The organism is Cobetia sp. UCD-24C, from assembly GCF_001306765.1.
In the GTDB taxonomy this organism is placed as follows: domain Bacteria; phylum Pseudomonadota; class Gammaproteobacteria; order Pseudomonadales; family Halomonadaceae; genus Cobetia; species Cobetia amphilecti.
The window spans coordinates 320679-341509 of sequence record NZ_LJTD01000002.1 but is presented as its reverse complement, the minus strand read 5'-3'; the positions used below and the strand labels follow the sequence as shown (position 1 = coordinate 341509).

Below are 20831 nucleotides of genomic sequence, written 5' to 3'. Positions count from 1 at the left end.
ATCCAGATCATCTGCCTGATAATGCGCCGCACCTTGAGCGGCTTGAGGCCGTGCCCTCTTCCGCCCCAGCGAAGCCAGACCGTACACTGGGCAGCATTTCACCCGGCCCGGCCTGCCCCATACGCAGCTCCAGCCCCAGCCGCCGGCCAGACGACTTCGCAAGGACCCCATCGTGAGCTTCCGCTTTCTGCACACTTCCGACTGGCATCTCGGCCAGAGCTTTCACGGCCAGAGCCGTCACGTCGAGCATGCTGCCTTTCTCGACTGGTTGCTCGGGCAGCTCAAGACTCTGGCGCCGGATGCGCTGCTGATCGCCGGAGACCTGTTCGATGTGGTCAACCCGAGCCTGGCCGCCCAGGAACTGCTCTACGACTTCATCGTGCGCGCCCACGAGCAGGACGCGGCGCTGGAGATCGTGATGATCGCCGGCAATCACGATTCCGGCTCGCGCATCGAGCTGCCGGCCGCGTTGTTGGCACGTCTCAAGACCCATGCGCTGGGTCGCGTGCGCTGGGTGGATGACTCCGCCGACGGCGGCGATGCCCACAGTCTCGACTGCCAGCATCTGCTGGTGCCCCTGCATGATCGTGACGGCAAGCGCCGCGCCCTGTGCCTGGCGGTGCCCTTCCTGCGCCCGGCCGAGGTCACCGGCCTGAGCAGCGGCGAGCAAGCCGAGCAGGAAGGAGAAGCAGCAGGCAAGGCCGAACGCACCCGCAGCGAGGCCTACCGCGACGGCGTGGCCCGCGTGCACCAGCAGCTGGTCAGTGCTGCGCGCGCCGCCCGCCAGCCCGGCGAGGCGCTGATCGCCATGGGCCATGCCCATATGCGTGACGGCGAGGTGTCCGAGAACAGCGAGCGCCCGATCCTGATGGGTGGCGAAGAGGCGCTCTCGACCAGCCTGTTCCCCGACGACATCGCCTATGTGGCGCTGGGCCACCTGCATCGCCCGCAACGCGTGGGTGGCGAGGAGCGCATCCGCTATTGCGGTACGCCGCTGGCGATGGACTTCTCCGAGGTCGACTACGGTCACCGCATCCTCGATGTCACGCTCAACAATGAAAGCCTGGAGAAGGTCACGGAGCATCGCGTGCCCTGCCATGTCGCGCTCACGCGCGTCGGGCCTGCGCCCCTGGCCGAGATCACCTCTCGGCTCACGGCGCTGGTCGCCGAAGCGCAGGCGGATCTCGAGCCGACACGCTGGCCGTGGCTGGAAGTGACCGTGCAGCTGGAAGCCCCGCTGATCGACCTGCGCGCCCGTATCGAGGCACTGCTGGAAGGCGCGCCGCTGCGTCTGATCAAGCTGGTCACCCGCTACCCGGCGCCCAGTGCCGAGCATCGCGCGCCGAAGGGCGTGAAGCTCGATGAGCTGGGCCCGATGGGGCTGTTCGAGCGCCACTATCGCGCCACCTATGACAGTGAGCCGGACCCGACGCTGATCGAGGATTTCGCCCAGCTGCTCGAGGAGGTCGAGGCCGCGCGCGAGACGCGTCTCGAAGGCGAGCCGGCCACCCGACCCGCTCGCAAGGCCGACAAGGCGGCTTCGATAGACAAGAAAGCTTCGGCAGACAAGGCCAAGGGAGGTCAGGCATGAAGATTCTCGCCCTGCGCCTCGACAACCTGGCCTCGCTGGCCGGCGCACATGAAGTCGACTTCGAGAAGGCGCCGCTGTCCGATGCCGGCCTGTTCGCCATCACCGGCCCCACCGGGGCCGGCAAGAGCACGCTGCTCGATGCCCTGTGTCTGGCGCTCTATGGCACCACGCCGCGCCTGCGCCAGACGCCGAGTGGCGGCCAGCTGGAGGATGTCGGCGAGCATCAGCTGACGCTCAAGGACCCGCGCAGCCTGCTCAGGCGTGGCTGCGGCGAAGGCAAGGCCGAGGTGGATTTCATCGGCCGCGATGGCCTGCGCTATCGCGCCAGCTGGACGGTCAGCCGCGCGCGCGGCAAGCCCGGTGGGCGCCTGCAGAATGCCAAGCAACATCTCCAGCTGCTGCCCACCGGCGATGACACCCAGCCGGCTCAGACCCTCAACACCAACAGCAATGACGCCAAGGCGTTGATCATCGACAGGCTGGGGCTGAATTTCGAGCAGTTCACCCGCGCCGTGTTGCTGGCGCAGAGCGAGTTCAGCGCCTTCCTGCGTGCCAATGACAATGAACGCTCGGAGTTGCTGGAGAAGCTGACCGATACCGGCCATTACTCCGAGATCTCGATGGCCGCCCATGAGCGCGAGCGCGCCGCCCGCGAGGCCGTCAATGAACTGGAGCGCAAGCTGGAAGGCCAGCTGCCGGCCAGCCCGCAGGAGCGTCAGGCGCTCGAGGAGAAGGTCCGTCTGCGCCAGACGGCCATGACCCGGCTCAGCGAACAGCATGATGCGCTGACGGCCTATCACCAGTGGACCACTACGGCGGGCGAACTCGAACAGGCCCTGCGTCAGGCGCAGCAGGAGCAGACCGCGGCTCACGCCGCCAGCGATGGGCTTTCCCGTCAGCGCGAGCAACTCAGTGCCCTGGAAGCCCTCGCGCCGATTCGCCCTGCCCTGCTGCGCCTCAAGGCGCTCGCGCCGCAGCATGCGCAGCTGGTCACGCAACTGGCCCAGCTGAAGCAGCAGCTCGACGCCCTGTCGCCCAGGGTTGAGCAGGCCAGAGCCGCCAGGCACACCGCCGATGAACGCATGCAGCGCTGCGATACCTGGCGTGGCGAGCAACTGCCGAAGCTTGAAGAGGCACGTCAGGTAGCCTCGCGTCTTTCTCAACAACGCGAAGCACACGCCAGCCAGCAGAGTGAACAGCAACGCCTGCGCGACACGCTCGGCCAACATCAGCAGGAGCTGGAGACACAGGATCGCCAGCGCCAGCAGCTGGAGCAGCAACTCCAGCAGCTGCAGGCGACGCTGGTCGACGAGTCAGGCCAGCCGCTGCGCGATGCCGAAGATTATCGTGACCAACTGCAACGTCAGCGCGATGCACTACTGGAGCTCAAGCCCGTACTCAGCGAGCAGATCAGTGGCCTGGCCCGCCGTGATGAGGTGCAGCAGCGTCTTGTCGAACTGGAGCAGCAACTGCCCCGACAGCAACAGGCGTTGAGGGATGTGGCTGGCCGGCAGGCGCAAGCATTGCAGGCCCGTGACCAGGCGCGCCACGAGGAAGACGCCGAGCGCCGCCAGCAGGAGCAGGAGCGTCTGGCACGCAGCGACAACGTGATGGCGCTGCGCCGCGGGCTGGTTCAGGGCGAGGAGTGTCCGGTGTGCGGCAGCCACGAGCACCCCGCCGCCGGCCAGGCCGCACCGGCCGAGGCGCTGATCGCTCAGCTGGAGCAGCAGGCCCGCGAGCGCCTTGACCAGCGCCGCCAGGCCACGGCCACCGCACAGCAAGCCATGGAGACGGCCAGTCACGAGCATGCCCGCCTCGAGCAGCAGCTCGGCTATCTGCAGCAGGAACAGACCCAGCTGCACACGGAGCTGCAACGCCTGCAGCAGCAGGCGCAGAGCTGCCAGACGAACCTGAGCGAGCTTCTGGCCCGGCACTCGCTGTCGGAGCAGCCCCAGCTTGCCCCCTTGCCGCAGCTGCCGGCTGCCCACGCACTGCAACTGATCGAGCAGCGCCTTGGGGAACTGGACGCCCGCCAGAACACGCTGGTGTCGACACTGCGTCAGCTGACGCCGCTGCGTGAGCAACGCCAGGCACTGGCAACACGTCACGCCACGCTGACGACGCAATGCCAGCATGGCGAGGCGCAGCTTCAACAGTGCGAGACGCAGATCACTGCGCTGGCGCGCGAGATCGAGCAACTCAGTGACACGCTTGCCCAGCAACTGAGCGCAGACCCCAAGCGGCAGCATGCCAGTGTGGGCGACTGGTCCGACTGGATCGAGTCGCTGACCACCCGGATGCGCAACGAGCAAGAGGATGCGCGGCAGGCACTGCAGGAATTGAGCGACCAGCAACAGCAGCTGACGCAGCAGCAGGCCAACCTGCAGCAACGCCAGACGGAGCTGCGCGAGGAGCAGGACTCGCTCGACCGCGAATGCGCGCATTGGCAGGCAGCGAATCCCGGCCTGGATGACGCGCGCATCGCGGAGTTGCTGGCCGTCGAGGATCACGAGCTGCAGGCACTGCGCCAGCAATTGCGCAGCGCCCACGAGCGCGTCGCACGCGCGGATGCCCTGTGTGAGGAGCGCAATGCGCGTCAGCTCAAACACTGGCAGGCCGCTCGGACCTCCAGCTGGCAGACGGTACTCGAGCAGCTGGCAGGACTCGAACAGCTGGCAGCGCCCGCCGTGGAGACGTCAGGAGCAGGTACCGCTGGAGAAGGTCCGGCGAGAGAAAGCACGGCGAGAGAAGGCACCGCAGGAGAAGGCACGGCGGGAACGCAAGAGACGGGCGTCATCCGCGCCCAGGCCCAGCAGGCCCTGGCGCTGCATGCTCGCTTGCAGGCTCATGCGCAACCCCCGCAAGAAGATGCCGCTGGTGCGCCGGAGGATGCGCAGCCACAGCCCGAGGAAGACACCCACGCGCTTGGCGAGGCGTTGGCCACTTTGATCGCGGCGCTCAAGACACCGCTCACTGCCGTGCGCGAGGCCCATCAATCGGCGCAGGCGGCGATACTCAATGATGATCAGCGCCGCAGCGGCAGCGCCGAACTTGGCGAGCAGCTGGTCCGCGCCCGCGCAGTCCATGAGCGCTGGGGAGCGCTGTCGGAGCTGATCGGTAGTGCCAGTGGTGCCAAGTTCCGCACCATCGCCCAGGCCTTCAATCTCGAGCGCCTGATCGAGCATGCCAATCTGCATCTGGCCAATCTGGTTCGCCGCTATCGTCTGGCCCGCGGCGCCAGCCCGCTGGGGCTGGTGGTGGTGGATACCGAGATGGGTGACGAGCTGCGCAGCGTGCATTCGCTGTCCGGCGGCGAGACCTTCCTGGTCTCGCTGGCGCTGGCGCTGGGCCTGGCGGGCATGGCCTCCGGTGAGCTGCGCATCGAATCGCTGTTCATCGATGAAGGCTTCGGCAGCCTCGACCCGGATTCGCTGGCCCTGGCGATGGAGGCGTTGGATGGCCTGCAGGCCAGCGGCCGTCGCGTCGGGGTCATCTCACATGTGGCCGAGATGCATGAACGCATTCCGGTGCGTATCGCGGTGCGCCCCTCGGGCAACGGCCAGAGCCGACTGGAGATCGAGGGCTAGCGGCGGTCAGGCGTCACGAAGCCGGGTTCAGCGTAGCCGCTTGAGGCAGCTAGGTATCGCGAAGCCGCTTGAGGCGCCGGCTGGCGAGCTGGTCCGCCAGTCGGGTCGGCTCGGGCAGCTTGGTCTTGCCCAGACAGTGCAGGGTCATCGCCAGCGCCGTGTCCAGATTCATGCGCTGGCCCGGCGAGACGAACACCGGCTTGACCTTCGCGCGCGAGCGCAGCACGGCGCCCAGCTGGCTGCGCTGTTCGCGTTTGGGCAGCTCGCTATTCTCGATGATGCCGAGCTCGCCATCCGCTTCACGCACGCGATCCGTCAGTGCGACCCAGTCGCCGCGCGCATCGCCCGGTTCGCCATGCTTGCCGCACAGGCGCTTCTTGGCCACGCCGAAGGATGGCAGGTCACACCACAGGCCGAGATGCGCCGCCACACCCAGGCGGCGCGGGTGCGCGATGCCATGGCCGTCCACCATCAGGCATTCGGGCGCACGCTCCAGCGACTCGAGGGCGGCGATGGCGGCGGGCAGCTCCCGAAACGACAGCAAGCCCGGAATATACGGCATGCGTGTCGGCTGACGGATCAGCTGCTGCTCGAGGGGCTCCAGCGTCGCCAGATCCAGCGTCACCACCGCCGCGCGTGTCACCTCGCCCTCATCCTCGAAACCGATATCGACACCGGTGATGGTCGCTGGCCAATCGCCGGGGCTTGCTCCCCAGGGCGGCGTCAACGTCAGTCGAGTGGCCATTTCGCGTTGCTTGGCAACGGCGGCGGCAGGGTCGAGATTCCAATCGTGCAGTGCTGTCATCCACTCACTCATGCATTCCCTCACGGTGGTTGCGAGTCTCTCTCCCTCAGATGCTATCGATCGCCCTCACCTTCAAGCTGCTTGCCCAGTGAACGCAGCACCTCCGCCGCCTGATTGCGGAAGGTGTCCAGCCCATTGCCGACCTCCCCCATGCTGCGCTCCAGCTGACGCGACAGGCGATTGGAAAGCGGCTGGTCCGCGCGGGCCGTCAGCTGCTCCGGCGTCATGTCGAGCACCAGTCGGTAACGGATGTCGCCGGGCGCCGCGGCCGCCAGCGGGTCACTGACCGCCTCACGAGTGAAGCGCGCGAAGTCGATGCTGGCCGCCTTGTCGCCGCCGTCCGGGCGAATCAGCAGGCGATGGATCTGACCACGGGTATCACTGAGCACATCATCGACCTTGCCCAGCGCCTCGCCCTGCGGTGACACCACCGGCGCCAGACGCAGGGCCTCCAGCGAGACCAGCGGGACGCGAATCTCCGGCGTGGCGCTGCTGGCCGGCATGCCGGATTCGGCGTGGGCCGCACTGAGTGGCAACCAGGGGGTCGCCAGCAGAGCGCACAGCAACAGCTGGCGGGCAGGCGTGGCCTGCAGGCCACGGCGCAAGGCATCGAGTGAAGAGATCATGTGGGCATCCTCGGGAAATGATGGGCGGTGGAGCTATGATGAGCGGTGGAGCTACGATTAGCGGTGGACCTACGCCAGCACAGGATACCAGCCCCGGTGACGCCTTTCGTTCAGGCACAAAAAAACCGGCACCTCGTGAGAGGTACCGGTCTTTTCAGAAGCCGTGGCCAGCACTGCGACCAGTGCCGGCCCGACTCAGGCCTGATCAGGCGCGACGACGGTCGTCGTTGCCACCTTCACGGCGCTGCGGACGAGCGCCCGCACCATCTTCTGCCAGTTCCAGCGGACGGCCAGCGACGCGAGCACGCGCCATCTTGGACACGATGCTGGTCGGCAGACCGCTCGGCAGTTCCACGACACTGTGCGTGTTGCGGATGTCGATGCGACCGATGCGTGAACCTTCGATGCCGCCTTCGTTGGCGAGAGCGCCAACCAGCTGGCCCGGCTTGACGCCGTCACGGTGGCCGACGGCCACACGGTAGAGCTTCATGCCTTCACGTGCGACCGGCGCGGAGTTGCGACGCTCACCGCGTTCCGGACGCTCGGTGCGCTCACCGCGCTCGGAACGCTCATTGCGACGCGCACCCGGCTTCGGCAGAGACTGGATCGGCGTCTCTTCGGCGCGAGCCATCTTGACGAAGACAGCGGCCAGCTCGACCGGGTCGTGACCTTCTTCGACCAGGCTCTGGACCAGAGCGCGGTGACCGTTGGAGCTGCTGCCCAGGGCTTCGACGACGCGAGCACGGAAGGCGGCGTCACGGTGACCACGGATCTCTTCTTCGCTCGGCAGCTGGCGTTCGGTGATGCGCTGGCCCAGGGCCTGCTCCATCCAGCGAACCTTGCGCATTTCGCGACCGCTGACGAAGGTGATGGCGCGACCTTCACGACCGGCACGGCCAGTACGACCAGTACGGTGGACGAAGGATTCGCTGTCACCCGGCAGGTCGTAGTTGAAGACGTGGGTGATACGCGCCACGTCCAGACCACGAGCGGCGACGTCGGTCGCGACCAGCACGTCGACCTTGCCACGCTTCAGGCGAGTCACGGTGCGCTCGCGCAGGGACTGGTCCAGATCACCGGACAGCGCTGCCGCGGAGATACCGCGAGCGATCAGCTGTTCGACGACAGTGGTACAGGCGGCACGAGTACGCACGAAGACGATGGCCGCATCGACGGTCTCGACTTCCAGCAGACGGGACAGCGCTTCCAGCTTGGCGCCGCCTTCGACACGCACCATCATCTGTTCGATGGTGGAAGCGGTACGCGATTCGGACTTGATGGCAACCTTGACCGGATCAACCAGGTAGCGGTTGACGATACGCTCGATCTCGGTCGGCAGCGTCGCGGAGAAGAAGACGCGCTGCGCTTCCTTCGGGGTATCGGCGACGACGCGCTTGACGTCATCGATGAAGCCCATGCGCAGCATCTCATCGGCTTCATCCAGCACGAGGGCTTTCAGGCCGTTCAGGTTCAGGCTCTTGCGGTCCAGGTGGTCGATGACACGACCCGGGGTGCCGACGACGATCTGCGCGCCGCTCTTGAGGCTACGCATCTGCTCGCGGTAGTCCTGACCACCGCAGAGAGTGGCCACTTCCAGGCCACGCATGAACTGACCGTAACGTGTGAAGTTGACGGCGACCTGTTGGGCCAGCTCACGGGTCGGGGCCAGCACGAGAACCTGCGGTTCACGGCGGTCGAGGTCCAGACGGGTCAACAGCGGGAGTGCAAAGGCAGCGGTCTTGCCGGTACCCGTCTGTGCCTGGCCGATCATGTCACGGCCTTCGAGCAGACTCGGGATGGTCTGAGCCTGGATCGGGGACGGAGTTTCGTAGCCCAGCTTCTCGAGAGAGGTCAGGACGGCAGGCAGCAGGGCAAGATCGCTGAAGCGATCGACGACGGAAGTCGTGGTCATGTATATCTCACACCTAAATGGCTACAAGTAAGGCTTGCAGCTGAAGAATGGGTCGGGTTGAACCGACACGAAGCGTAAGGGCTCCGTCTGGCGATGCAGTCAGGCACGAGGCGCTGGCATCATCAGAAAAAACGTACGAGTGCTGGACGTCTTGGCATGGACGGGCCCGGGTTGCTCTGAAGGTGGACGCAATTCCACTTTCAGGCACAACGCTGCGGCGACCGTACAGCAACCAGAGGCTCTTCTACTCAGAGTCTCGGGGCGCTCCATCATGCACACTGTGGACAGGGACGGGTCTTGCATCGCGGCGGCCGGACATCGATCGAATCGAGGGGTCACGGATGGCTGGGGCAAGCTACGCCACGCGGTCCGGGAGGCGCGAAATACCGGCTGATGGCCACAAGAAACGGCGATCACGTCGGGCTCGGCTACTCAGGATGGTGGGTCACTACATGCGAGGAGCTGGCATTCTAGCAGCCTCTCACGCATTCTGCATCCTTTCTTTTGACCTTGGTCGCAGGCCGCCCGTCCTCGGGCAGGCATGCGCCCCGCCATCACGACTCGCTGAACAGCCACCTGACAGGAGCCTGCATGACTGACGCGCAAGACCATGACGCCCCCTCCCCACAACATCCCGCCGAGCATGTCACCACGCTGTGGGTCGACGCCGATGCCTGTCCGCGCGCCGCGCGTGACATCCTGGTGCGCGCGGCGGAACGCACCGCGACCCCCACCTGGTTCGTCGCCAATCATCAGGTGCCGCTGCCGCGCTCGCTGCACGTCAAGGCGCTGTCGGTCCCACAAGGGGCCGATGCTGCCGATCAGTTGATCGTCGAGCGCGCCCACCCCGGCGACATGGTGATCACCTCCGACCTGCCGCTGGCGCTGGAGGCAATCGAGAAAGGCGCGCTGGTGATGACGACCCGCGGCGAGGCGCTGGATGGCAACAACATTCGCGCCAAGGTGCAGATGCGCGACTTCATGGAGAGCATGCGCTCCAGCGGCGAGCACACCGGCGGCCCGTCCGCCTATGGCCAGCGCGAGCAACGCGACTTCGGCAATGCACTGGACCGCTGGCTGGCGAAGATCAGACGCCCGACACCGCGCGCCTGATCCAACCGCAGCTGCTCGCCATCAACTCGGGCGCCATCAACTCAGGCGCGATCAGCTCACACTTCAAGACCTCAGGCGTGACGGCGAATGCCCTGGCCCGGCAGACGCTCGCGGTCATGGGGAGCGTCGAGCGCCAGGCTCGGGCCGAGCGGCACGATAGCGGTGGGATTGATGGTCTGCTGACTGGCGTAATAGTGGGTCTTGATATGCGCAAGATCGCAGGTCTCGGCGATGCCCGGCCACTGATACAGCTCGCGCAGATAGTGCGAGAGATTGGGATAGTCGGCGATACGGCGCTGATTGCACTTGAAGTGCCCGAAGTAGACGGCATCGAAGCGGATCAGGGTGGTGAACAGGCGGATGTCGGCTTCAGTCAGCCATTCACCGGTGAGATAGCGCGAGTCGGCCAGTCGGCGCTCCAGTGAATCCAGGCACTCGAACAGCGCCGTGAAGTGACGCTCGTAGACCTCCTGCCGCGTGGCGAAGCCGGTCTTGTAGACGCCATTGTTGACCTTGTCATAGACCTCGGCATTGATGGCATCGATCTCGTCGCGCAGATCTTCGGGATAGAAGTCCAGATCATTGCCGGTCAGCGAATCGAAGGCGCCATTGAAGATGCGCACCAGTTCCGCCGACTCGTTGTTGACGATGCGACCGGTCTGCTTGTCCCACAGCGCCGGCACGGTGACACGGCCGGTGTAGTGCGGGTCGGTCAGGGTGTAGAGCTGGTGGTGATAGCGCACGCCATTGATCGGATCACCGCTGGAGCCTTCTTCCTCGAGATAGCTCCAGCCATGTTCGAGCATCAAGGGGCTGGTGTAGGACATGCCGACCAGCGGCTTGAGCCCCTTGAGAGAGCGCATGATCAGCGCGCGGTGCGCCCAGGGGCAGGCCAGCGAGACGTAGAGGTGGAAGCGGTCCGCACTGACGGGCACGGCCGCTTGTCCCTGCGGCCCCTCGAGCGGGGCATCGGGCGCCACGACCCAATCCCTGAGCCGCGCGCTCTCGCGCTTGAATTCACCGCCGGTGCTGTCGGTGTCATACCAGCGATCCTGCCACTTGCCGTCGACCAGTAAGCCCATCTTGCACGCTCCTTATTATGGCTTGAGAGGATGCCCCCAGCCTAAGAGTCGAGCGCGACAGCGCAAGCGAATTCACTGCGTGGCAACGATCGAGTTTCTCGAACGATCACGTTGTGCGATCCCAGTGCTTTTCTCAAGCTCTGCACGCTTTTCAGGAACGCCGCTCGCTGGCGTCCTGCTCGACGGCAGCGTGCAGCTGCGCCTTCATCGCCCGGACGGCAGGGCCCGCGCGATCATCGTCCGGCAGATAGAGCATCAGCGATACTTCGCGTTCGCCGCTATTGGCCAGCGGCAGTGGCAGCAGCCGCCCCCGGGCCAGAGCCTCGCTCATGCGGGTACGGGGCAACCAGGCGAAGCCCAGTCCGCGTTCGGCAAGATCGACTGACGTGGCCAGGTGACTCACCGTCCAGCGCGCCTCGGCCTTGAGCCAGCCGGCATCCATGCCGCTGGAACGGCTGCTGTCGCGCACCACCAGCTGGCGATGCTGCACGAGATCACGCAGATCCAGCGGCCGCCCGAGGGCGTGCAGCGGGTGCCCCGGCGCTGCCACGGCGATGAAGGTTTCACGCAGCAACGGGGTGCCGAGATGGCCATCCAGCATCAGGCCGCTGATCAACAGGTCCGCTTCCTTCTCCTCGAACAGCTCGCGCCCGGCGCAGCAGCAATTCACCCGCCTCGGTCAGCCGGACATTGCGCCCGACCGGCTCCAGCACCTGCACGCCCAGCAAGGCCTCGAGGCGATGCACGGCGTGATTCAGGGTCGAGGGGCTCTTGTGGATCGCGGCCGCCGCGCGCGCGAAGCTGCCGTGGTCTACCACGGCGGCCAGCATCTGCCACTGAGCCAGTGTCACGCGTGACGACATCGGGATTCCTCTTGCAGAACGTACGGGAATGCACGGGGCAATCCTGACATGCCAGGCGCAAAAAACCAGACACCTGATACTGCAACCCGACGGGAGCAAAAGAGCATTCTGTGCTGTCAGACTCCCGACATCTGGTCGCAATCCTCGGACATCAGGACGGCATCCTCTGAAATGCAGGAGGCCAAATACGCTATTTTGCGTAACTTTACAAAATTTAACACCAAGCAGGATTTACTGCCTGAACAGCGTTTCCTAAGCAAAAATGGCGCTATTTTCGCCAGACCTCATGTTGCCGGTACCGCCAATTGCGCCGTCAATGATCTAAACAGGGTTGAATTACTCATACTGGACATGCGTCCAGCCTATCGAACGATGGGAACCTTGGTTAAGGTTCGAATGCCTCATTGTTGCCATCTTTTCATTTCACATAACTTTATCGGTCACATATGCTGCGAATCCTTCATTCGCTCCCTCGCGCGCACAAGTATCTTCTTTTACCTGTTGCCACCATGGTTACCGTGCTGGGTGCTCACAAGCTTCTCGAAACATTCGATGCTCCTGATGTCTCTACGGCCTCACAGTCCATCGCCATCGACCTGGCCAGTGCAAATTCCAGCACCCCGGCCAAGCTGCCGCTGGCGATTGCTGCCGCCGACGACACTCAGTCTCCCCTGAGCCCGGCGCAGCTCGCCAATCAGGCGGCGCCCAGCTCGGCCTCCGGTGACATTCCGCTGGCAGCACTGACGCCCAGCGAGATCGTCGCCATCGATTTCGACATGCCGACGCTGCTGACGGATGCCAACTATCATCCCGACAGCCAGACGGCAGGCCCGATCGTGGCACTGGCGCCGGCGGCAGTGAAGACCGCAGAAGCCGTCATCGGCACCGCGACCGACGAACAGGCCGGCGGTACCTCCTATGACGACCTCTCCGTCGACCCGGTCGAGCTCGGCGAAAGCCCGACGCTGCAGACCGAGCTGGCGGCCGAGGAAGTCTATGTGCCCGAGTGGCAGACCTATACCGTGCAGGCCGGCGATACCTTCGCCGTGATGGCGGAGCGCTCGCTGGGCCTTGGCTACAGCGAGACCACGCGCATCCTCAGGGCGCTGCCTGACAAGCGCGTGCTGACGCATTGGCGCATCGGCGACAGCTTCGATTACAAGCTGGATGAAGACGGCAACCTGCTGGCGTTGCGCATCATGAAGGACGCGCGTCGCGGCTTCATGGTCAAGCGTGAGGCCGGCGGTGAAAGCTTCAATGTCGCCAAGATCGAGAAGGCAACCCAGGCCACTCAGCGCATGTTCGCCGGTACGGTCAGTGGCAGCTTCTCCCTGTCAGCGGAAGCCACTGGCCTGGGCGTCGCGGAAGTCAGCCAGCTGACCCAGGTACTGGGCAAGAAGATCGATTTCCGTCGCGATACGCGCAAGGGTGACAAGTTCCAGGTGCTGGTCGAGTCCGACATGATCGACGGTACCAGCATGGATTCCCGCATCCTCGCCGCACGCTATGAAGGTTCTCGCAAGTCACTGACCGTAGTGCGCAACAGCAGCGACGGCCGCTACTACACCCCCGACGGCAAGGGCCTCGACCCGGCCTTCAATCGCTATCCGCTGGCGCACAAGGCGCGCATCAGCTCGCCGTTCAACCTCAGCCGTCGCCATCCGGTGACCGGACGCATCAGCCCGCACAAGGGCACTGACTTCGCGGTGCGTATCGGCACGCCGGTGCTTTCCACCGCGGATGGCGTCGTCGAGCTGGTCGGCAACCACCCGCTGGCCGGTCGCTATCTGGTGCTACGCATGGACAACGGCTACAAGACCCGTTATCTGCACCTGTCACGCCCGCTGGTCAAGAAAGGCGAGCGCGTGACCATGGGTGAGAAGATCGCCCTGTCTGGCAACACCGGCCGCTCCACCGGCCCGCACCTGCACTATGAGGTGATGGTCAACAACCGCCAGGTCGATGCCATGCGCGTTCAGCTGCCGAACAACAAGTCTCTGTCCGGCAAGGCGCTCGCCAACTTCAAGCGTCAGTCAGAGAACATGCTGGCCAAGCTGGAAGCCGCCGACAACACTGGCGCCATCGCCAAGGCCTCCACCCCGAGTCAGGGTGACGAGAGCTAACGCGAACCCAGGCGCGGGCCCGCAAGCATAGGGCCTGCGCCTGACATGAAATACGCCTGACATGAAATGTGCCCGATAAAAGAAAAGGCCCCTCACCTCACGGTGGGGGGCCTTTTCTTTTGTCGGTGTCTCATGCCAGAGATCAGGTCACTTCTTCATGCCCTTGTTGGACGCCTGCTCCAGCAGCTCTTCCGCTTCGCTGCTCGCGCCCTCCTCTCGCATCTTGGCCACATCGGCATACAGGCAGACGTAGGTACCGCAGGATGCACAGAACACCTTGTCGTCGGGATTGTGGACCTGCGAGACGCGGACTCGCTGGCTGCCACAGTCCGGGCACGGCTTGGGAATACGCAGTTCCTCGGAAAGATCTGACATGAAGCATTCTCCTGTTCGGTGTCTGGGCCGCTCGCCTTGAAGCTGGTCGATTGGCGTCTCCCCAAGACATGGGGCCACTCGCACGGCATGCAACCCCGCTGGCGGGGAGTCGCTCGTCATTCGGCTCGAGCTACCTCACCGAGATACCTCGCCCAGGCACTGCCCGGCACTACGCTCAGACGCAAAGCCCCGGCACGGTGGCCGGGGCTTGAGAGGCAGGCGCGAACAGACAGATGTCACGCGGCGCTGATGCTGCCGGCAAGCGACTCATGGCTGGTGCCGTGGCTTGCGGTGTTGGACATGCGTGCGACGGGCCGCTCCGGCACACGGTGCTGGCCGTGTGACCTGGCGCCATCACGCGTCAGGCGGAACTCCTCCTGCAGCGCCATCTCACGTGCCGCCAGGCGAAAATCGCCCATCGAACACAACGCATGGCCGTTGGGGCACTTGAGGATGTGATCATCCGGCAGATCACGGGCAGGCCAATCCAGCGCTTCGTTGCATTCGGGACACTGAGGGCCATTACGGGTCGGGACTGATGGGGTAAACATGCGCGAACTCCTTTTCGACGCAAAAGATGACGATGTCATGACCAGATTCTCAGTACAGAAAACATCAAGACGTGGCTCGGTTTGCGTGCGCATGATGGAGACAGATAGCGACAGACTCCATTGCACTTTCGGTTAGATGCCACAATTTTATCGCTGGTCAGTCTCTGCGCTCACGGCTGCGGAAGGTATCGCGCAGAGCGCGGAACACACTTCATGGCAGCGCGACGGGCAAGAGTCTGACAGCACTATCTTACAGTCTGATAACACCTCGCGAATGACGCAGATCAAACGCATACCAGATCAGGGGGTGTCCGCCGCACCGTTCTTCAGACGGGCGTCAGACGGGTATTCATGGGCTTGAAGCCAAAAAAATCCCGACCAAAGGCCGGGAAAACACTCTCAGGCAGAACAGGACCTATCGCGGAAGCAACGCGGCTCGCCGCAGGTCGACCAGGACGCTGAACAGTCGTCAGCGGTATCACGGAAATCTCGACTCCACCTGCAGTGCCATAAATTCAGTTTCGTTGCCTTGGGCAACAAGCCCGCGACCAGGGCGAAACAGCGAATCCGACTGGCACTGAGGTAAAAATTCTTGTGCGCCCTCACACGCACTGGCGAACACTGGGCCTTACAGGCGCTTGCTTCAGGCCGAGGCGTCCAGCTGCTGGACCACCTTCTGCGCCATCAGGGCCGGGTCAATCGCAGCTCGCTTGCGAGCACTGACTTCAAGGCGATCACGCAACATGAACCAGACACCCAGAAACTCATCACATTCTGCACAACTGACGATGTCATCATCTGCCGGGGAGTCTTCGAGGTGAACCCGGTTGCTGCCACAGCGTGAACACTCCATGGGAACCTTGCGTACTGTGTTCATCTCGATGCCCTCCATTGGATCCATGATGAAAACCTTGTGCTCGAAACCGGTGGAGCGGGCGGCATGACGATGTGGAAACTTGCACCAACCTGACAAGGGATTGAAAAAGCGGCTCTGCGGCTCCATCAATGTTGTATCAGGTGATCTCCTGCCTGCCCCGCCGTGCTTCGACAGTTGCAAAGTTAGACACTTCCAAAACCGTGTACAAGTTTTAACGCGTATCAGAACGTATCTGTATAGCTAATGTAGACGCATTGGCAGGCGTTTTCGTGTGCGCTGATCAAGCGTTTACCTCTCCCCATGCGCCCGCTGTGGCATGAGAGAGCGCCGCCAGAGCCGTGTAACACTTCGCTACAAAAAAGCCTCTTTTGACGTGCAAAAACATCTTGTCCCACTCGTCAGGCAGCCAATCAGCGAGCAGAAAAAGCCTTGAACGCGCACTGATTGCGGCATATCCACGTGCCTTGTCTCGACTTCTTGCCTTGAATGGCGAGGGCCTTGGCATCCAAGCAATCCTTCAGCACCTCACCTCTCTGCTCGCCCCCTCTACTCGCCCCCTTCGTCAGGGCCCTGCTGACAGAGCGCTTGCGGGCGGCCTGTTCGCGACAGGTACGGAGCACCAGAAAGCTCACTCTCGTGGCACGACGACATTGCTCCACTACACCTTGCATGTGACAGACAGAGGAATTCTCGTACAAGTTTTTCTTTCACCCCCTTGAAACTTGTCGGTCTCGTCAGGATCTCAGTGGGTAGGGTCATGGTTCTGGCGAATCATTAGCGCCATGAGCGAGAAGGAAGCGCTTGAGGGACCGGACCAGAAGTACCGATTCAACACGCAAGGAGTACGGCATGAGCAATATGAACCGCAAACAGATTCTGGGTGCGATCACCGCGACCACGCTGCTGTCCACTACCAGCATGGCCATGGCCAGTCCGCAGGGGCTCTACTCCGCAGATGAGCTGATGGATGCCAATGTCTACCTGCAGAACGATGACAACAACGTGATCGGTGAAGTCGAGGACATCCTGCTCGACGACAACATGCAGGTCGCCGCTCTGGTCGTCGAAAGCGATGACTCCATGGGGCTGGACGAGAACCAGTACGTCGTGGAAACGGGCAAGTTCACCCTCGAGACCGAACAGGGCGATGATCTGGATGCCCTGGAATATCGCATCCACCTCGACATGGATGTGAGCGAGTTCGAGCAGCAGCCGAACTACACCACCGACTGGTGGCAGGACACGCGCAAGAGCGCCGCAGCGGCCTGGGATGAAACCAAGAACACCGCTGCCAGCGCCTGGCAGGACACTCGTCAGGCGACCGCCAATGCGCTGACCACCGCCGGCAACGCCATCAGCGGTGCCGCCAATGACACTGAGCAGGAAATGGCAGAAGAGACTCAGTGATAGCGACCCTGCAAGAGATCACCCGAACCGGATGATCCTCGCCAATGCAGAGGAAAACGCCTCATGCCCCACGGCATGGGGCGTTCGTGGTTCAGGACCACGAGAAATCACGCCATTGATGCACTGGTGGGGGAAAGAAGGGAAAGAAGGGAAAGAAGAGAAAGAAAGAACAGCAAGAGAGGCCGAAGTGACAGGCACAAAAAAGCCGCCATTGGCGACTTGTCGGGGCACTGGAGCTTTTGAGCATCAGCTGAATGAAACCCCACTGGAAGGCATGCATGGTGGGCCCAGCAGGACTTGAACCTGCGACCAATCGATTATGAGTCGAGTGCTCTAACCAACTGAGCTATGGGCCCATGCAGCGCGCATATGATAGCGAAAGCATGAGCCTCGTGAAAGCCCGAAAACTCAACAACATAGCGATTTCCCCCTCCCGGCTGCGACGCGAGATGTGCGTTGATCATCCCCGTCAGCCTGCGACTGCGACGAGTGTCGCGAACCCTTAGAGCCGCCGCCTGTCCAATGTCCCATCTGCAGCATCGAATCTTTTCCAGGCGCTCATGGTGGGCCTCGCCCGATCAAGCCCCTGGCCATCAGGAGTCATGACATGTCATTGCCTTTCTCTCGCTGGACCCGCGCCCTGAGTCGCACGCTTGCGCGTCGCTCGACCGGCAAACCCGCCAGCCGCCTCACCGCCACAGCCGCCAAAAGCCGCTTCGGCGCCCCGATCAAGGCCGCGGCACTGGCCTTCGCCATGAGTGGCATCGGTGTGAGTCTGCCGACACAGGCAGCCTGGCAGCTGGTGCCCAATAGCAGCGGCGCCACCGCGACGCTGACCGCGCAGGGCAGCCAGGGCAATGTGGAGCACGTGCATCACCTCAATGGCCTGAGCGGCACCGTAGGAGATGACGGCAAGATGAGCATTCCCTTGAGCGTCGGCCAGACCGACCTGCTCGACAAGGTCGGCGAGCTGCCGCCGTGGCTGTCCGGCGTCAGTCAGATGCGCCTGGCCACGCTGACCCTGAACCTTGACCCGTTGGCCATCGCGGCGCTGGAGCCCGGTCAGACGACGCGCATGCAGGTGCCCTTCTCGGCCACCGATGGCAACCGCACCCACCGCGAGACCCTGCCGCTGGAGGTCACCCGTCAGGATGCCACCCACCTGACCTTCATCAACGCCGACCCCATCTCACTGGACAGTGCAGAAGTCGCCAGGAATCAGGTCGGCAGCACCCTGCTCAACCTGCTGGGCTACGGCAAGCTGGTAGGCGACATTCCCGTCACACTGCAGGGCGAGATGGTCGACCAGTAACCTTCAGCACAGCGCGACGCCGCCAGACAAGCGCGGCGCTTCCGTCGCGAGCACGTTCATCGCGTCATCAGAACCGCCCCACGGGGCGGTTTTTTTGTGCCGGTAGCAGCCAAGGATAACGGCCCGCGCCAGCCAGCGAGGGCGCGCATGACGGCGATAGTCAGCCCTCATGACACCACGACATAAGAGAATGATAAAAATAATTCTCATTCATGGTTCAGAAAGCGGTCATCTGAACGTCTACCCACAGGAGAGAACGACGAACAAGAATCATTCCTATATAAATCATTCCGGATGGAACACCGCGCTCATGAAAGACTCCGCCGCACATAAAGCCACTCGCTCCCTGCTGATGACCCTGCCCAGGCACCCTCTGGCACTGGCGATTGGCCTTGGCCTGCCCTTCGCCGGTCAGGCCATGGCGGCCGACCACCGTGAGTCTCAGGACGAGACCCTCGACACCATGACGGTGACCACCACAGCGGCTACCAAGACCGACACCGGCTATCTGGAAACCCCACAGGCCGTCTCCACCATCACGCGCGACGATATCGACAAGCGCGCAGCCGAGACGGTACAGCGTGCCGCGGACTACACGCCGGGCGTCTTCACCAACCAGATCGGTGCCTCCAACCGCTATGACTATCTGGTGCTGCGTGGCTTCTCCGATGGCAGTGTCAGCAACACCTTCCTGGATGGCCTGAAGCTGATGGGTGACTCGGGCTCCTACAGCTCGATGACCATCGACCCCTACTTCCTCGACAGCATCGAGGTGGTGAAAGGGCCGTCCTCCGTTCTCTACGGACGCTCCTCGCCGGGTGGCTTGGTCGCGATGCAGTCCAAGCGCCCCGAGTTCCAGGACTCCGGCCAGGTCCGCTTCACAGTCGGCGACGACAACGAACGCAGCGCGGCCTTCGACCTCACCGGCCCGCTGGATGACGAGCAGCGCATCGCCTATCGCCTGACCGGCCTCGCCAGTGCCGAGGACACCCAGGTCGACTCCGTCGAGGAAGAGCGTTACGCCTTCTCGCCGCAGATCACCATGGACGTCACCGACGACACCACCGTCACCCTGATGGGCTACTTCCAGAAGGACCCGGAAGGCGGTTACCACTCCGGCCTGCCCTATGAAGGCACGGTGGTCAGCTACAACGGCACCAAGCTAGATAATAATTTCTTCGATGGCGACGAAGACTTTGAAAAATTCGAACGCACCGAGCGTATGTTCGGCTATGACTTCGAACACCGCTTCAATGAGAATGTCACTGCTCGGCAAAAATTTCGCTATCTGAGCTCAGACGTTGATTACGAGACTGTTTATCAGACAGGCTGGGTATCAGGAACGGAACTCTCTCGTGGGTATACAGCTGCCGATGAAAGCCTTAACGCGTGGACAGTTGATAATCAGATTGAAAGTCACTTTACGACAGGAAATTTTGATCACGTACTACTGGTTGGAGCTGACTATCAAAGACGTGAAAACAATGTTAACTGGTATAGCGAGACTTACGATTACTACAATGTAAATGCTGGTAGCAGCTCAGATTATGATGATGAATATGACTCATTCACGAATGAAAAAAGACAGCTCGAGCAGGCTGGCATCTATGTGCATGAACAAATCGGGTGGGGAAACTGGAACTTGGCAGCAGGCCTAAGGAAGGATTGGGTTAGCATACACAATGAAGGCTACAATGATTATAATGAATACAAGCAAGATGGCCAGGTAAACAATTACTACTCAGAGATAGACGATTCCTTGGATGATAGTGAAATTACCGGACGTATCGGTCTGATCTACGGTTTCGATAACGGTATTTCACCTTACATTAGCTACTCTACTTCATTTACTCCTAATTCTTATGTAGGTGAAGATGGCGATCTTTTGGATCCAACTACTGGTAAGCAAACTGAAGTTGGCTTGAAGTACCAACCCAACGGTACGCGTGACCACTACAGCATTTCACTATTCCGTATAAATCAAGAGAATGTTGTTTCAAAAGACCCTCTTAATGATTTTTACGAAAGTACTGGTGAAATCGAATCTCAGGGAATTGAGCTCGAGGCTCGTAGCCAGCTGACCCGCGACTTCGCACTGCAGGCCGGTTACAGCTACACCGACGTGACCTATGCCAAGGCGGAAGATGGCACTGAAGGCAACGATGCCAACCAGGTGCCCAAGCACCAGGTCAGCGTCTGGGGTGACTACGCCTTCAATGAAGGCCCGCTCACGGGGCTGAATGCCGGCCTCGGCGTGCGCTACTACGCCGACATGTGGGCGGATTCCGAGAACACCGAGAAGGTGCCGAACTACGCACTGGTCGATGCCCTGGTCGGCTACGACCTGAGCCAGATCGGCTGGAGCGGCACCAGCGTGCAGCTCAACGTCAGCAATCTGCTCGACAAGGAATACATCGCATCCTGCTATAGCACTACTTATTGCTATTACGGTGCCGAGCGCAGCATGACCGCGACACTGACCTATGATTTCTGATTTGGAAAACTCCGCAGTCCGTCGATTCTGAATCGACCCGCACGACCCGCCGGCGGCAAGGATGTCGCCGGCACCATCGCCCTGAACCACTCATCGTCTGATAGCTCTGGCGT

14 protein-coding genes, 1 tRNA gene and 1 pseudogene are annotated in these 20831 nt (G+C 62.6%); 7 read left to right on the top strand and 9 right to left on the bottom strand.

Translation table 11 applies throughout. The features are described from left to right. The first annotated feature begins 172 nt into the window (after positions 1–172). Both AOG28_RS03745 and AOG28_RS03740 read left to right on the top strand, forming a co-directional pair. Positions 173–1591 carry an exonuclease SbcCD subunit D C-terminal domain-containing protein gene (locus tag AOG28_RS03745; RefSeq protein WP_082388209.1) on the top strand — a complete coding sequence of 473 codons (1419 nt, stop codon included), beginning with the start codon at positions 173–175 and terminating at the stop codon, positions 1589–1591. After that, positions 1588–5178: an AAA family ATPase gene (locus tag AOG28_RS03740; protein ID WP_054555354.1), complete on the top strand. Its 3591-nt coding sequence runs from the start codon at positions 1588–1590 to the stop codon at positions 5176–5178. Before AOG28_RS03745 ends, AOG28_RS03740 begins: the two co-directional genes overlap by 4 nt. A 49-nt stretch (positions 5179–5227) precedes the next feature. Here the strand turns inward: AOG28_RS03740 and AOG28_RS03735 are convergent, their stop codons facing one another. The 3 genes from AOG28_RS03735 to AOG28_RS03725 all read right to left on the bottom strand — a co-directional run bounded on the left by AOG28_RS03735 (position 5228) and on the right by AOG28_RS03725 (position 8521). Continuing rightward, positions 5228–5983, bottom strand: a complete 756-nt coding sequence (locus AOG28_RS03735) for an endonuclease V (protein WP_054555353.1) — start codon at positions 5981–5983, stop codon at positions 5228–5230. A 53-nt stretch (positions 5984–6036) separates the two neighbouring features. Then, entirely contained in the window at positions 6037–6609 is a 573-nt protein-coding gene (locus tag AOG28_RS03730) for a PRC-barrel domain-containing protein (RefSeq protein ID WP_054555352.1), read from the bottom strand. A 205-nt stretch (positions 6610–6814) separates the two neighbouring features. Then, the gene (locus tag AOG28_RS03725) at positions 6815–8521 is read right to left on the bottom strand and encodes a DEAD/DEAH box helicase (RefSeq protein WP_043333127.1); all 1707 of its coding nucleotides are present in this window, start codon (positions 8519–8521) and stop codon (positions 6815–6817) included. A gap of 591 nt (positions 8522–9112) precedes the next feature. On the opposite strand from AOG28_RS03725, the gene AOG28_RS03720 reads away from it, so the two are divergent. Continuing rightward, on the top strand, positions 9113–9634 hold the full coding sequence (locus tag AOG28_RS03720) for a YaiI/YqxD family protein (protein ID WP_082388208.1): 522 nt from the start codon (positions 9113–9115) through the stop codon (positions 9632–9634). A gap of 71 nt (positions 9635–9705) precedes the next feature. Here AOG28_RS03720 and AOG28_RS03715 read toward each other — a convergent pair whose 3' ends face one another. Beyond that, positions 9706–10716, bottom strand: a complete 1011-nt coding sequence (locus tag AOG28_RS03715) for a glutathione S-transferase family protein (protein ID WP_054555351.1) — start codon at positions 10714–10716, stop codon at positions 9706–9708. Positions 10717–10867: 151 nt separating this feature from the next. Further along, positions 10868–11579: pseudogene (locus AOG28_RS03710) on the bottom strand (LysR family transcriptional regulator). Between the two features lie 509 nt (positions 11580–12088). Between AOG28_RS03710 and AOG28_RS03705 the strand changes: the two are divergent. After that, the gene (locus tag AOG28_RS03705; protein WP_235506935.1) at positions 12089–13702 is read left to right on the top strand and encodes a peptidoglycan DD-metalloendopeptidase family protein; all 1614 of its coding nucleotides are present in this window, start codon (positions 12089–12091) and stop codon (positions 13700–13702) included. A gap of 147 nt (positions 13703–13849) precedes the next feature. Here the strand turns inward: AOG28_RS03705 and AOG28_RS03700 are convergent, their stop codons facing one another. The 3 genes from AOG28_RS03700 to AOG28_RS03690 form a co-directional block, all read right to left on the bottom strand. Continuing rightward, on the bottom strand, positions 13850–14077 hold the full coding sequence (locus AOG28_RS03700; RefSeq protein WP_054555349.1) for a hypothetical protein: 228 nt from the start codon (positions 14075–14077) through the stop codon (positions 13850–13852). A 236-nt stretch (positions 14078–14313) separates the two neighbouring features. Further along, complete coding sequence (locus AOG28_RS03695; RefSeq protein WP_043333132.1) at positions 14314–14628, bottom strand: hypothetical protein; 315 nt, start codon at positions 14626–14628, stop codon at positions 14314–14316. A 643-nt stretch (positions 14629–15271) separates the two neighbouring features. Beyond that, entirely contained in the window at positions 15272–15685 is a 414-nt protein-coding gene (locus AOG28_RS03690; protein WP_152965322.1) for a hypothetical protein, read from the bottom strand. A gap of 669 nt (positions 15686–16354) precedes the next feature. Here AOG28_RS03690 and AOG28_RS03680 point away from each other — a divergent pair. Further along, positions 16355–16912 (top strand): PRC-barrel domain-containing protein, encoded by a 558-nt coding sequence (locus AOG28_RS03680; protein WP_054555346.1) that lies wholly within the window; start codon positions 16355–16357, stop codon positions 16910–16912. A gap of 279 nt (positions 16913–17191) precedes the next feature. Here AOG28_RS03680 and AOG28_RS03675 read toward each other — a convergent pair. Continuing rightward, positions 17192–17268, bottom strand: a tRNA-Ile gene (locus AOG28_RS03675). A 251-nt stretch (positions 17269–17519) separates the two neighbouring features. Here AOG28_RS03675 and AOG28_RS03670 point away from each other — a divergent pair. Beyond that, positions 17520–18224, top strand: coding sequence for a hypothetical protein (locus AOG28_RS03670; RefSeq protein WP_054555345.1), 705 nt, complete (start codon positions 17520–17522; stop codon positions 18222–18224). A gap of 310 nt (positions 18225–18534) precedes the next feature. After that, a complete protein-coding gene (locus AOG28_RS03665; protein WP_235506934.1) occupies positions 18535–20718 on the top strand; it encodes a TonB-dependent siderophore receptor in 2184 nt (727 codons plus the stop codon). Positions 20719–20831 lie beyond the last annotated feature (113 nt).